This window comes from Paenibacillus rigui, from assembly GCF_002234615.1.
Lineage (GTDB): Bacteria > Bacillota > Bacilli > Paenibacillales > NBRC-103111 > Paenibacillus_S > Paenibacillus_S rigui.
In genome coordinates this window covers 109616-123647 of sequence record NZ_NMQW01000057.1, presented here as the reverse complement: position 1 = coordinate 123647, position 14032 = coordinate 109616, and the positions used below count along the sequence as shown (strand labels likewise).

Annotated in this window: 13 protein-coding genes; 10 read left to right on the top strand and 3 right to left on the bottom strand. The window is 50.1% G+C overall.

The genetic code is table 11. From position 1 onward, the window contains the following. Positions 1-19 precede the first annotated feature (19 nt). From CF651_RS29500 to CF651_RS29480, 5 genes are all read left to right on the top strand, one after another. Positions 20-2233: an alpha-galactosidase gene (locus CF651_RS29500; RefSeq protein ID WP_094018442.1), complete on the top strand. Its 2214-nt coding sequence runs from the start codon at positions 20-22 to the stop codon at positions 2231-2233. Positions 2234-2348: 115 nt separating this feature from the next. Further along, on the top strand, positions 2349-2711 hold the full coding sequence (locus CF651_RS29495; protein WP_094018441.1) for a cupin domain-containing protein: 363 nt from the start codon (positions 2349-2351) through the stop codon (positions 2709-2711). A gap of 219 nt (positions 2712-2930) precedes the next feature. Beyond that, the gene (locus CF651_RS29490) at positions 2931-4727 is read left to right on the top strand and encodes a sensor histidine kinase (protein WP_094018440.1); all 1797 of its coding nucleotides are present in this window, start codon (positions 2931-2933) and stop codon (positions 4725-4727) included. Positions 4728-4733: 6 nt separating this feature from the next. Beyond that, entirely contained in the window at positions 4734-5861 is a 1128-nt protein-coding gene (locus CF651_RS29485; protein WP_094018439.1) for a response regulator, read from the top strand. A gap of 192 nt (positions 5862-6053) precedes the next feature. Continuing rightward, the gene (locus CF651_RS29480) at positions 6054-7619 is read left to right on the top strand and encodes a glycoside hydrolase family 43 protein (RefSeq protein ID WP_094018438.1); all 1566 of its coding nucleotides are present in this window, start codon (positions 6054-6056) and stop codon (positions 7617-7619) included. Between the two features lie 14 nt (positions 7620-7633). Here CF651_RS29480 and CF651_RS29475 read toward each other — a convergent pair whose 3' ends face one another. Next, complete coding sequence (locus CF651_RS29475) at positions 7634-8536, bottom strand: helix-turn-helix transcriptional regulator (protein WP_094018437.1); 903 nt, start codon at positions 8534-8536, stop codon at positions 7634-7636. A gap of 429 nt (positions 8537-8965) precedes the next feature. Here CF651_RS29475 and CF651_RS29470 point away from each other — a divergent pair, with 429 nt between their 5' ends. From CF651_RS29470 to CF651_RS29455, 3 genes are all read left to right on the top strand, one after another. Then, the gene (locus CF651_RS29470) at positions 8966-9244 is read left to right on the top strand and encodes a hypothetical protein (protein WP_094018436.1); all 279 of its coding nucleotides are present in this window, start codon (positions 8966-8968) and stop codon (positions 9242-9244) included. 300 nt (positions 9245-9544) lie between these two features. Further along, positions 9545-10372 (top strand): sugar phosphate isomerase/epimerase family protein, encoded by an 828-nt coding sequence (locus CF651_RS29460; protein ID WP_094018434.1) that lies wholly within the window; start codon positions 9545-9547, stop codon positions 10370-10372. A gap of 27 nt (positions 10373-10399) precedes the next feature. Continuing rightward, positions 10400-10756, top strand: a complete 357-nt coding sequence (locus CF651_RS29455) for a DUF1304 domain-containing protein (RefSeq protein ID WP_094018433.1) — start codon at positions 10400-10402, stop codon at positions 10754-10756. 113 nt (positions 10757-10869) lie between these two features. Here the strand turns inward: CF651_RS29455 and CF651_RS29450 are convergent, their stop codons facing one another. After that, the gene (locus CF651_RS29450; RefSeq protein WP_094018432.1) at positions 10870-11211 is read right to left on the bottom strand and encodes a zinc ribbon domain-containing protein YjdM; all 342 of its coding nucleotides are present in this window, start codon (positions 11209-11211) and stop codon (positions 10870-10872) included. Between the two features lie 73 nt (positions 11212-11284). Next, complete coding sequence (locus CF651_RS29445) at positions 11285-11701, bottom strand: GNAT family N-acetyltransferase (protein WP_094018431.1); 417 nt, start codon at positions 11699-11701, stop codon at positions 11285-11287. 115 nt (positions 11702-11816) lie between these two features. Here CF651_RS29445 and CF651_RS29440 point away from each other — a divergent pair, with 115 nt between their 5' ends. Both CF651_RS29440 and CF651_RS29435 read left to right on the top strand, forming a co-directional pair. Beyond that, positions 11817-13211: an aminotransferase-like domain-containing protein gene (locus CF651_RS29440; RefSeq protein ID WP_094018430.1), complete on the top strand. Its 1395-nt coding sequence runs from the start codon at positions 11817-11819 to the stop codon at positions 13209-13211. A 119-nt stretch (positions 13212-13330) separates the two neighbouring features. Next, a complete protein-coding gene (locus CF651_RS29435; protein WP_179233055.1) occupies positions 13331-13861 on the top strand; it encodes a DinB family protein in 531 nt (176 codons plus the stop codon). Positions 13862-14032: the final 171 nt, after the last annotated feature.

The following is a 14032-nucleotide window of genomic DNA, read 5'->3' as shown; positions in this document are numbered from 1 at the left end:
TTATGTACAGGAGGCAGTTATGGGCATTTTTTTTGATGAGCTATCCCAGACCTTTCATTTACAAACGAAGCATTCGAGTTATTTGATGCAGCTCGTACAATCACGCTATTTAGCGCATCTATATTGGGGCAGCCGCGTAAGAGGCACGAATCCGGGCCGTATTCTTGCCTTTAAGGAGCGTTGTTCTTTTTCCCCTTCTACCGATTTGGAGCATCTTGAGCTTTCTCTGGACACGCTCCCGCAGGAGCTGCCGACCTACGGGACAAGTGATTTTCGCGTACCGGCCTTTCAGGTGCAGGCGCAGAACGGCACGACGGCCAGCGAATTCATTTATGAATCGCACCGGATTTATGCCGGTAAACCCCGTCTGGAGGGACTGCCTGCCGTATATGTCGAGCGTGATGACGAGGCCGAGAGCCTGGATATCGTGCTGATGGATGAGCCCCTTGGTTTAAAAGCGGTTTTAACGTATACGGTTTACCGGGACTCCGATGCGATCTCGCGCTCCGTACGATATGAAAATGTTAGCGGCCAGCCCCAAAAGCTGCTGCGGGCGCTGTCCGTAGGGATTGATTTCTCGCATGCGGAATTCGATATGCTCCATTTGTCCGGATCGTGGGCACGCGAGCGTCATATCCACAAACGCCCTTTAACAACCGGAGCTTCCGTGATCGAAAGCCGGCGCGGCTCGAGCAGCCACTCTCTGAATCCGTTCGTTGCTCTCCTCTCCAAAGGTGCGGATGAGGATCAGGGCGATGTGTACGGGTTCAGCTTGGTATACAGCGGTAACTTCCTCGCTCAGGCGGAAGTGGATCCGTACGGTACGACAAGGATTGTTATGGGAATCAATCCGTTTGATTTCTCTTGGCTGCTGGAGCCGGGACAATCATTCCAGGCGCCGGAGGCGGTCCTCGTCCATTCCAGTCATGGACTTGGCGGCATGTCCCGTACGTACCACAAGCTGTACCGGACCCGGTTGTGCCGCGGGGAATACCGCGATCAAACAAGGCCGGTGCTGGTCAACAACTGGGAAGCGACCTATTTTAACTTTAACGCGGACAAAATCGAGCAGCTTGCCGCTGCAGGTCAGGAGCTTGGCATCGAGCTGCTGGTGCTGGATGACGGCTGGTTCGGCAAAAGAGATAACGACAAAAGCTCGCTGGGCGATTGGTTCGTCGACAAGAGCAAGCTGCCCAACGGGCTGGAGGATCTTGTGTCGCGGGTCAACAGGCTGGAGTTGTCGTTCGGGCTCTGGTTCGAGCCGGAGATGGTGTCCCCGGACAGCGACTTGTACCGCGCCCATCCCGATTGGTGCCTGCATGTGCCGGAACGCCGCCGTACGCAGGCCCGCCATCAGTTGATTCTGGATTATTCCCGTGCTGATGTTCGCGAATACATTGTAAAGGTATTGAGCGATATTCTCGGAAGCTGTCCGATCCGGTATGTGAAGTGGGATATGAACCGGAATATGACGGAGATCGGCTCCGCGCTGCTGCCGCCAGAGCGACAGAAGGAAACGGCGCACCGCTACATGCTGGGCTTGTACGAGGTGCTGGAGCGCATAACTTCGTCGTTCCCGCAGGTTTTGTTCGAGAGCTGCTCCGGCGGCGGCGGACGCTTCGATCCGGGGATGCTCTACTATATGCCTCAAACATGGACGAGCGACAATACCGATGCGGTGGAACGGCTGAAAATACAGTACGGCACCAGTCTGGTATACCCGATCAGCTCGATGGGCTCCCATGTATCTGCCGTACCGAATCATCAGGTGGACCGTATCACGTCGATGGACATGCGGGGGCATGTGGCGATGTCAGGCAATTTCGGGTACGAGCTGGATTTAACCGTATTCACGGAAGAAGAGAAGAAGATCGTTAAGCGGCAAATTGCCGATTATAAAATCGTGCGTCCGCTCATTCAATTCGGTGAATTTTACCGGCTGCTGAGTCCGTTCGAAGGAAACGAAACCGCTTGGATGTTCGTATCCGAGGATCGTACGGAGGCGCTCGTTGCACACTTCCAAGTGCTTTCCTTGCCTAATGCGCCGCTGCGCAGGCTAAAGCTGAAAGGGCTGGATCCGGAGCTGGATTATTCGATCAGCCAACAGATATCCAATCCGAGCCCCGACGCAGGGGAGCAGCGGTTTGGCGGTGACGAGCTGATGCATATCGGCTTGAATTTGCCTTTCGAGCGCGGCGATTTCCGCAGTCAGCTGTTCCATTTAAAAGTATAAATAACCCGATAAAAGTGAATATTGTGCAAATAATGCTGAGTTCCCAATCTGGTCAGGATGCGAATCCCGCAGTATAGTAGAGATCATGGCTCTTTTACTGTGTGGAGGGATGAGGATGAAGAAGCTGCATATCCGGGATTTGGCCGAAATGAAGGGAGGGCAGCATATTTTGCAGGACGTGCTGCCTGGCGCCTATATTTACAGCGGAGGGCTTGCCTTTAGCAGGCCGGGGGAGCGCAGCCATACGAACGACGGGCCGGAGGGCCGGGACTATCATGTGCATCAGGATGAGGAGCTGTTTCTCATCGTGCAGGGGCAGGGTACGCTTGAGCTGAACGGCGAATTCACGCCGATCAACGCCGGGGATTTAATTGTGATTGAACCCGGCGAGGATCATCACCTGATTTCGAGTGCGGAGGCTCCTCTTGTTACCTTGTACTGCCATGCCGGTCCGAACCGGCATAAGAATCAGCAATAAGCTACAGCCGGTTCAGAAGCCATGTCGCATTCAAGCGACATGGCTTTTGGCGTTTTTAGAAAGCGAGCGGATCGGCCAGTATGCAGCATTTTGCTTACTTTTTTCAATTGACTTATTGTTTATTGCTTCAAACTGTTCTATCCTTGTGAAAGGTAGAATGGTGTCGAATCAAAGCCAATATTATTGAAACCTCGAGGGGCTGAATCAGGAGTGGGAGTTGTGATTTCTGATCATTATTTATTTGTTATATTGCTAGCTGCCACTTTCCTTATGCTGTTTATCTCTTTTATCGCCTTCAAAAAACGGCAGCTTTCCGTAGCGAAAAGCTGTATCCTTTTGATGCTGGCCGCTTCCTTCTATACGTTCGGATATGCCTTCGAGATGATAAGCACGGACCTGGATAGTCTTAAATTCTGGTTAAAGCTTGAATATATAGGCATTCCCTTCATCTCTACGCTGTGGCTGATCCTGGTCATACAATTTACGGGAAATGAAAGGGTATTGAAGAGGTGGGTGTATGTCAGTCTTTTCATCATACCCGCGCTTACTCTCATCCTTCACTATACAAACGATATGCACCATTGGTTTTACCGGAGTATTCAAATTGACCAGGATGCTGTTTTACAAACCATTACGGTAAAAGGCCCCTGGTATTGGGTTCACATTGCCTATAGCTATCTTGGGGCGGCGATCGGGATGGTTTTATATGTGAGAATGTATTTAAAAGCCGTACCGGCCATCCGGAAGCAGATTATCGTCATGATGCTGGGAGCCGGAGCGTCTTGGTGCTTCAATATTGTTTATCTCGTTGGTAATTTTAGCATGAATCTGGATTTAACGCCGATCGGATTTACGATTACCGGTGTCATTTATATTTGGGGGATTTACCGGTTTAACCTTATGAGGCTAGCGCCCGTTGCGATGGAAAAAGTATTTGAAACCATAGTGGACGGTGTCATTGTTCTGGATTATGAAAATCATATTATCGACTCCAACCAGGCTGCCAAAAACATGTTCGAAGAGTTGAAGGCTGTAAACGATCCCTCCGCCCCGATTCAATATGTACTCTTGAATTACCCGCAAATCTTAACCCGAATCAGGGATATGGAAAGCAGCGACTGCCATGTTTCGATCCAAAGTAAGGAGGCGCTGCGCCACTACAATTTCACCATATCGACCATATTGGACAGCCGCCGTACGCCGTTGGGGAAGCTGCTCATGTTTAAGGATATAACGCAGCTGATCGAGTCCCAAGAGAAGCTGTTAGCTAACGCGAAGCAGCTAGCGGAGTTTCATGCCTTTAAGGATAATCTGTTCACCGTGGTGGCTCATGATATTCGAGACCCGTTGGCTATGCTGATGAATTTAACGGAATTGATGGAGGAAGAGCTTTATGATTTGGGAAGTGAAAATATTGAGATTGTTCAAGAGGTAAAGGATCAAGTGCGGAAAACCTTTCATTTAGCGGAAAATCTTCTGGATTGGTTTCGGAGTCAAAAGGGGAAAATGATGTTCAGTCCACGGGTGTGGGTCTTAACCTCGGTTGTGGAGGATGTCGTCCAAACGTTTGAAAAACGAATCGACCTGAAAGCAATTCGAATTCGAATTGAAATAGAGGAACATATGCAGATCACGGCCGACAGGGACATGCTGGATCTGATCCTGAGAAATTTACTCTCCAATGCAATCAAGTTTACCGGCAATGGCGGGTACATTTATATCGGAGCGGCTACAGAAGGAGATTCGGTCATTGTCTCTGTCAAAGATACGGGTATGGGTATCGCGCCTGAGTTAACGAAGTCCCTTCTTCAGGATGTGCAGCCCGTTTCGAGGACAGGCACCGAGGGAGAAAAGGGGGCGGGATTAGGTCTGATCCTGGCCAGAGAGTTTTTGCATATTCATGGCGGTACCCTGTGGTTTGAAAGTGTTCCGGGAGAAGGGAGCATTTTTTATTTTTCATTACCGTTTACCCGAATGGATACGGATATGGATCCTAAACAAATAGGGGGAGCCTAAGCTGGCATGAGAATTATTATCATTGATGATGAAAAAGCGATGCACTTGATTATGAAAAAAATGCTTTCTAAAATCTCCTCTGTTGAAATCGTCGGCTTGTTTCGGGATACCGAAGCGGCCGCGTCGTTTATGAATGATCACGTTGTAGATATGGCCTTTGTAGATATTAGCATGCCCAATGAAAGCGGCCTCCTTTTCGCGAAGCGAATGGCGGAGACGGGCCGGAATCTTCAAATCGCTTTCGTAACGTCCCATAAAGAATATGCGATGGAGGCTTTTGATATCTATGCCATCGATTACATTGTCAAGCCGGTAACTCTGGAAAGGCTGGAAAGAACGGTGAACAGGGCAATGGCCATTCATCAGTTTGCCGTGCTTGCTGAAACGGGGAGAAATCGGGACACGGTTTCCATCTTCTGCATGGGGGGATTGGAGGTTCGCAATGGGCAGCGGCTTCATGTGAAATGGAGGTCTCAAAAAAGCGCAGAGCTTTTCGCGTATTTGCTGTTGAATCGCGGTAGGATGGTAGCGAAAGCAAGAATTACGGATGATATTTTTGCAGGAATGGCTGCCAAAAATGCGGAGAATTACTTGCATACGACCGTTTATCAAATGAGAAAATCACTTGAATCGTATGGAATCGAATTAAAGATCGAATCGGATCATGGCAGCTACGGGATGGATATTACGGGAGCATACATTGATTTTGTAGAGCTAGAGGAGAAGATGAAACGATTTGGGGTGATTGACCGCTCGAATCTGAATGAGGCTAAGGAAGCGGAGGAGCTTTATGTCGGAGATTTATTCGGTGACAAGGCGTTTTTCTGGGCTTTAAGCGATATCGAGCGGTTATCCGCCATGTACACGGCATTCGTCAAGAAATTAGCTGAAGCTTTATTAAAAAACAACGAGAACGAGTTGGCGGTCAGACTCCTTCTTAAGCTGCTGAATCGTGACGGGCTGGACGAAGAAACGGTGAGCATGCTTCTGGCTGCTCTCACTGCGCAGAAGAACAGGACAGCGGTAGCTGAGCAGTATATGCGTTACGTCAAATTACTCCGTCACGAGTTGGGCATCGGTCCATCCAAAAGGCTGGCCAATCAATATGAACGGCTCTTGTCCGAGCTTGATTGAACAGTGAATCCGTGTAGCGGACACTTCCCGGATCGAGAGAGCTTCCATTTCCTGTTTAGCAATGGACAAGTATCCGTAAGTTTTGGAACCATTCCGACATTTAAGCACAAAGAAATGAGTTCCCCCTTGTACTACAATGAAGGAGATGCAGGCCGAAAGTCTGCAACCTATTGAAGGAGGACATCTCATTCCATGAGTACAACATTCCGCAATCCCATTCTGTCCGGCTGCTACCCTGACCCGTCGATTTGCCGGGTTGGCGAAGATTATTATATGGTGACCTCGACCTTCGAATATTTCCCGGGCGTACCGATATTTCACAGCAAGGATTTGGTGAATTGGCGCCAGCTCGGGCATGTGCTGGACCGTCCGTCCCAGCTTGATCTGGATGGAACTCCTTGCTCCAAGGGGATCTATGCCGCAACGATCCGTTATCATGAGGGTACTTTCTACATGATTACGACCTTTGTCGTCAGTGCGACAGGAGCCCGGCGCAACTTTTATGTAAAAGCCACCGATCCGGCCGGTCCCTGGTCAGACCCGTACTGGGTACCGGATGCGCCTGGCATCGACCCTTCGCTGTTCTTCGACGATGACGGTACGTCGTATTATGTAGGACACCGCATTCCCCCTGCGGGAGAATCGTATCCGAAGCACAGGGAAATCTGGGTGCAGCAGATCGATCTGGAAACCGGGACCTTGCTCGGGCCCAGCTACAGCCTTTGGGACGGCGCTCTGAAAATGGTTCATGCGCAGGAAGGACCGCATATTTACAAAATCAACGGTACTTACTACCTGCTCATCGCTGAAGGAGGAACCGGCCATACGCATGCAGTGACGATTGCCCGCAGCGAGAGTCTCTTCGGACCTTATGAGGGCTGCAAAGGCAATCCGATTTTGACACACCGGCATTTAGGGAAAAAGCACCCGATTGCAAACGCCGGCCATGCGGACATCGTGGAGACGCAAAACGGGGAATGGTGGATGGTGTGTCTGGCCTCAAGGCCCTACGGCGGGTACTACCGTAACCTGGGCAGAGAAACGTTTCTGGTTCCTTTCGAATGGGAGGACGGATGGCCGGTAGTCAATCCGGGCAAAGGGATACTTGAGCTCGAAATGCCCAGACCGAACTTGCCTGAGAAGAGATGGCCTGCGCTTCCTGCTTGCGATCATTTTGACGCCTCCGCCCTTGATTGGCGGTGGAATTTCATTCGCACCCCTCGCGGCGATTTCTGGTCTTTAACCGAGCGTCCCGGCCATTTGCGTTTGAAGCTGAAAGCGGAGTCGATCACGGAGTTGGTGAATCCGAGCTTTGTGGGGCGGCGTCAGCAGCATATGAATTTCCGGGCAAGCACCGTTATGGAGTTTACTCCGCAGCATTCTTCGGAGACGGCAGGTCTTGTCCTGCTGCAAAACAATGACTTCCACTTCCGGATGGAGGCAGGCTTAAGCGGAGAGTGTATGGTGATCCGGCTTGTGCAGCGCAAGGAAGGCTTGGAGCTTACCCTTGCAGAGCATGAATTGAACGAAGCGAAGCTGTATTTGAAGGTAGAGGCCATTGGACAAGCCTACAGCTTCTATTACGGTACGGAGCCGGAAGGCTGGACAGCTCTGTTCGAGGAGGCTGACGGCACACTGCTCAGTACGGATGTGGCCGGAGGCTTTATCGGGGCTTATCTGGGGATGTACGCAAGCAGCAATGGGCGGGTAAGCGCGAATGCGGCCGATTTTGACTGGTTTGAGTACATGGAGCTATAGTCTAGCAAAAAGGGCTAGGTCCTGCTGCGCGATACTGCTTTTCCCGTGCCAGCCTGCTGCTGCTTCCGGTAGCGCAGCGGGGAAACGCCCGTCAGCTTTTTGAATGTGGTGTTGAAGTGGGCGACATGCTCGAAGCCGCTGCGCTCGGCAATGGTCAGTACCTTTTCCTGTGTTTCCCTGAGCAGCCGCTGCGCTTCGTTCACGCGGATCACTTGGACATATTCACGGAAATGGAAGCCGGTCACCTTCTTGAACATGCGGCTCAAATACGAAACGCTGATGTAAAATTGCTTGGCCACCCGTTCCAAACTAATCTCTTCTTGAAAATGCCCGTTCAGGTAAGTGGCAATTTCGGATATTTTGGCGTGCATCGGATGAAGCGGGTGCGGTGGCTCCAGCTCGAGGGCACGGCTCTGCCGGTGCATGCGGACGAGCAGCTGGTGGAGCAGCGCTTTTACGTACATTTCGAAGCCGGGCTGCTGTTCTGCGCATTCCGATAGCATCTCCCGAAGCAGCTGCTCCACAGCGGCTTGATCCTTCAGGGAGAAGCGAAGCAGTCGGGAACGGTTCGGGAAAGGCAGCAGGGGGACCCCTGCTTCGAGGTTCATTGTTTCGGTGCCCGGTTCGCTGTGTACAAACTGTTCCGTGAAGTTAATGAGCACCCGCTCAAATTCGGGCACCTGGCTGCTTGCCGTCTTGTGGACGTCATAGGGGTGAACAATAACCATGTCGCCTCGTCTGGCCGTGACTACAGTACCGTTGATAAAGTAGGTGCGCTCCCCCTGAAGCAAATAATACAGCTCATAAAACGGGTGATTATGTGTTCCGGGCATCTTGGAAAAGCCCTTGCGCTGCATATATTGAATTGTGAAAGCGTTATCCCCGATACGATATTTCGGTCCGAATACGTCGGGCAATGTGGACGCCTCCTTGTCTGAATGGTTTCTGTGCCGTTAGGAAACTTACATTTCTATGCATTTTAACATAAAAAGAGACTCTTTTCGACCATTCGGCTGTGAACTGAAGACACGGCTGACCTCATCGGAAAGCTGCATGTACAGGGAGGGCGCACCTTCCCTAAGCCTGAACGCAACGATGATGATAGAATCTACCTTATTTTTTGGGGGCTCAGCCGGGAAATAGAAACGCCGTGTTCCAATGGTTTTGCCCAGATGAAATTAATGCTGTTGGAACAACGATGGCATCGCTTTCAAAGCAGAGTATACAGCACGGAATTCATGGCTTCCTCCCCTAAAAAAATAATAGAGGAGCCTTCTAAAGGACAGGCCTGCCTCATAGAATAGAATTACACTTAGGGAAACTAAGTGCTAATTGGAGGGATTGCAATGGGAGAAGTAGAGCAAAGGGAAGAACGGTTGGCTGAAGAAGCAGGTGTTCCAATCCACATCGTTGCGGCAGATGAGGAAGCAGAGGAAGAGGTCGTCGAGTCTGAGGAGGTAGACGCTGAGGATGCAGACGAAGCGGAAGCAGAGGAAGAAGCCGGGGAAGAAGCAGAGGAAGATGTAGTGGAAGAGTCGGAAGAGGAAGCTGGAGACGGTGAGGAAGCGGCAGAAGAAGATGCAGCGGATGAATCAGGCGAACCCGACGCGGAAGTTACAGATTGAATGCTACTCCAAATCCCTTCTCCAAAAGTGAAACTGCCAACCTGTTCAGCGATGAACAGGTTTTTTCAATGGATAAGAAGTATAAGCTTCACATCCTTCGTCTACTTTGACAAAACGCATGCCATCTGGAAAGATGGCTCAAAGTTTATCCTTAATGCTCATAAATGGGCTCCCCCTTTAATGGACGGTGAAAGGCTGATCCTTGTTGGATGACCTGCCGGATTGTTAGTTTCATGGCAGGAATAGGTATGATATAGTAAATTAAGGCAAGCCTAATTGATTCGCCGGGAGGTTTGATTCATGTCTTATTTATCGGTCAGCACCTGGAGTTTGCATCGTCTGCTGGGCCCGCTCCGTTGGACGGAATGGGATGCGGAGCAGGAAATACATATCATTCGGGAGCAGGCTCAGCCGCAGGTGCTGACGCTTCTCGAGCTGCCGGCCGAAGCGGCCAGGCGGGGATTTCAAGCGCTGGAAGTGTGCCATTTTCATTTCCCATCCCTGGAGCCGGCCTATTTGGAAGCGCTTCGCGCCGCCTTTGCCGAGGCAGGAATTTCGTTTGATACGTTGCTTCTGGATTACGGCAATCTAACCTCAGAGGATATGAAGAGGAGATCCGCGGACCTTGAGCTCATCCGTTCATGGATTGACGCGGCCTCTTTGGCAGGCGCCAAGCAAATCCGGATCATAGCCGGGGAAGCCGTTCCTACGGATGACGAAGCAATCCGTCTTTCCGCTGAGACACTTGGCGGGCTGTCCGATTATGCCGGACCGAAAGGCGTCCGTGTCATTACTGAAAATTTCCGCTCACTGACGTCGACAGGAGCCAGCTGTATCCGTCTGCTGGAGCTTTCGGACGAGTGTGTCGGCATGATTACGGACTTTGGCAACTTCAAGGAACCGAGCAAATACGATGAATTTCTGCTCACACTGCCTCACAGCGTAACGGTGCACGCCAAGGCGCATTACGATGAGAACGGATATCCGGATGAGGCGGAATTTATCCGCTGCCTCGATACCCTTAGAACGGCTGACTACAATGGAGCGGTCGCTCTTATTTATGATGGGCCGGGAGACATGTGGGAAGGCTTGGAGCGAATCCGGCGTATCGTTAGTCCTTATTTATAATATCAGGAAACAGAAAGGAGGGGGACGATGCTCGCTTCGATACTTGTCGCTTTGGTTGCATTGGAACACCTGTACATTCTTGTTCTTGAAATGTTTCTATGGACGACACCAAGAGGTCTCAAGGCCTTTGGCATGACCAGGGAGTCCGCTGCGGCCACCAAGTCTCTTGCCGCCAACCAAGGGTTGTATAACGGCTTTCTGGCCGCAGGGCTTGTATGGTCTCTCTTGCATCCCGATCCCGCAATGGGACGGCAGCTGGCATTGTTTTTCCTCGCCTGCGTGTTAATAGCAGCTTTGTATGGCGGTGCGACGGCGAAACGATCGATCTGGGTAGTACAGGGATTGCCTGCACTGCTTGCCTTACTGTTTGTTTTACTGGGCTAAGCGTGACGCGGCAAAGCCCTGCTCATGGTTTCCAAGAAAGTGGAACCGGTGAGCAGGGCTTTTTGTCATGCTATTATAAGGGCGCATCAACCCTAAGAAGCGACGGGGGAATCTTATATCTTTTTGACAAATTCGGATTTAAGCTTCATGGCACCGAATCCATCAATTTTACAATCAATGTCATGATCTCCATCAATCAAACGGATGTTTTTCACCTTCGTCCCGATTTTGACCACCAATGAAGTTCCTTTTACTTTCAGGTCCTTGATAACGGTAATGGAATCACCGTCGTTTAGAACATTACCATTGGCATCCTTTACGATTTTCTTCTCCTCGTCCTGCTCAGTTTCGGATTCGAGGCTCCATTCATGGGCGCATTCGGGGCAAATCAGGAAGGCTCCGTCCTCATAGGTATACTCTGACTGACACTTGGGGCAATTCGGTAAATTCGACATAATCTCTAATCTCCATTCCATCGGTTAATCTCTACTATGTTGTCATAATTTTTTTGATTTGGCAAAAGTTTTTTCATTTTAGTACCGTTCTCCGTATCATCATTTCCTTCCGGACGAAACCATACTGTTTATATAAACCATGTGCATCCCTGGTTCCGAGAAGCATGTTCGTATGGCATACGGAGGGGTGCCGGGTGATATAGTGCATCATTTGTTTGCCGATGCCTTTACCCCGATGCTCCGGGTGAACGACGACATCACATATCCAAGTAAAGGTCGCTCCGTCCGTGACAGCGCGAAGAAATCCGATTTGTCCGTGCCCGTCATAGACACCCACAGAGACGGACGCTTCGATACTGCGGCTGATCTGGTCCTGGCTTCGGTGCCCTGCCCAGTAAGTACTGTGCAGTAAGGAATAAATGGTGTCCAATTCCAGCAATGTTTTGTCATCGCTAATGCGGTAGGTTGCAAATTCGTGTTCAATGGCCATCGGTAGTCCCCCTCGTCATGGTTTTGCTTCACCTGTATAAAGTATAATAGATGCAGATATCAGGCGATAGCCAAAAAATATGCAACTGTACCCATACAGTGGTGAGGAGGGGCTTATGGAAAGCAGCAAATTCCAGCATGTTATGGAACAGGTGAAAGGAAAAATTGCGGAAGGCTTGATTAAGCCAGGGGACAAGCTTCCGTCCATCCGTGAGATGTCCAGACAGCTCGGGTGCAGCGCCAACACGGTCATCCGTGCATATGCCGGTTTAGAGCAAGAGCATTGGATTTATTCGGTGCCCAAAAGCGGCTACTATGCTGTCGTTCGGAAGAGTGGGAAGGAGCAGGGGAGCCCTGTGGAACAAATTGATTTCTCTTCAGCCTCGCCGGACCCGGAGGTAATGCCTTATGGGGATTTTCAGCACTGTCTGAACCGGGCGATCGAGCAGTACCGTGATCAGCTTTTTACGTATACCGATCCGCAGGGCTTTCCATCGCTTCGTGAAGCGCTCTCCAAGCATTTGGCAAGTAATCAGGTGTTTGCTCCGCCGGAAAGGATCTGTGTTGTATCCGGTTCGCAGCAGGCGCTTCATATGCTGGCAGGGATGCCTTTTCCGAATGGCAAATCCGTTATTCTTGTGGAGCAGCCGGCTTATTTTGGTATGCTGAGGTCCATCGAGCTGTTAGGTGTAACGGCTATCGGCATCAAGAGGACCGTTGAGGGCATTGATCTTGAGGAGCTGGAGCGGCATTTCCGCAGCAACTCAATCAAATTTTTTTATACGGTGCCTCGGTATCATAACCCTCTGGGGTGCAGCTATCGGCGCGAACAGAAGCAGAAGATTGCCGAATTGGCGGAAAAATACGATGTGTATATTGTGGAGGACGATTATCTGGGAGATTTATCGTTGAATCCGAAGGACGATCCGATCTATACCGAGGATGCTTCAGGACATACGGTATATTTAAAAAGCTTTTCCAAAGTAACGCTGCCGGGTCTGCGGCTGGCTGTTGCCGTACTGCCTCCATCGCTGCTGGAGACGTTCCGGCTGTTTAAAGCCGCCTCCGACTCAAGCACGGCCGCCTTGTCGCAAGGCGCTCTGGAGATGTATATGGGCTGCGGGATGTTCGATCGGCATTTGGAGCAAATGCGGGAAAGATACCGGGTTCGGATGAGCACCCTCCGGGTTGCTTGTGAGCGGCAGCTTTCAGCTTCTTCGGGCATACGTGCAAGCATACCAGAGGGCGGTATATTCGCACGCCTCCTGCTTCCCCCGGAGCTCCCTGCCAGAGAGCTGGCGGCGTCTCTAAGAGCCCGCCATATTTTTGTGATGCCTACGGATCTGTGTTATCTACGGGGGTTTCCTAAGGAGAATGCCATCAGGCTGAGCATCATCCGGACTCATGAAACCAGGATCGAAGAAGGACTGCGGCGCATCGTCGAGATCGTGCAGGAGATGCTGGTGTCCAGTGAAAATAGAGTAGTAGACTGGCGGGAGGGATTCATCTAGCGGGATAGCTTAAAACCATTTTGGTAATCATTTGCAAGATATGAGTTGATTGAAGTGGAAAGATGTGTATAATTATACCTGTATATGAATATTTATACATTGCAGAAGGAGCCAATACGATGAAATTAAATGATATCGTTCTAAATGAAATGAACAAGCAGCTGAAACGAATAGAAGCATGTTTACACCTTTTGTCAGATGAACAAGTATGGCACAGATTTAAACCGAACATGAATAGCATTGGTAATCTATGCATGCATTTGGCGGGAAACGAATATCAGCATTTTGTAAGCGGTATAGGGAAGGCACCTTTTAATCGAACGAGGTCAGAGGAGTTTTCCATGAACCGTGGTATACCCGGAAAAGAATTGGCGGAGCTGCTCAAGGACGTGAGACGCCAGTCTTCAAGCATACTTGAAGCTATGACGGAAAGGGATCTGAAAACAAGCATCACCGTACATTTTTCAATCGATGATTGGAATAAAATGATGGTACGTCCTGCTTTCGAAACAAACTCCAACTATTCGAGGGATCTAGAAACCATGCTTATTCAAGTTTGTGAGCATTATAGTTATCACAGCGGGCAGGTTGTAATTCTAACAAAATTATTAATGGATCGTGAGGATAATATAACAGGAACATTCCACTAGAAAAACGGGTTGAAGAGTAGAGGCAACATGCATAATACATACAAAGAAACGAGGCTGTCCCCAAAGCCATAGCATTTGGAACAGCCCCTTCAAGTACAATATGAAACCTGATTTTTCTGCCACCGCTCTTCAACGGTTGGAGCAAGTTTAGCCGCGGCTTAGGATGTCTCG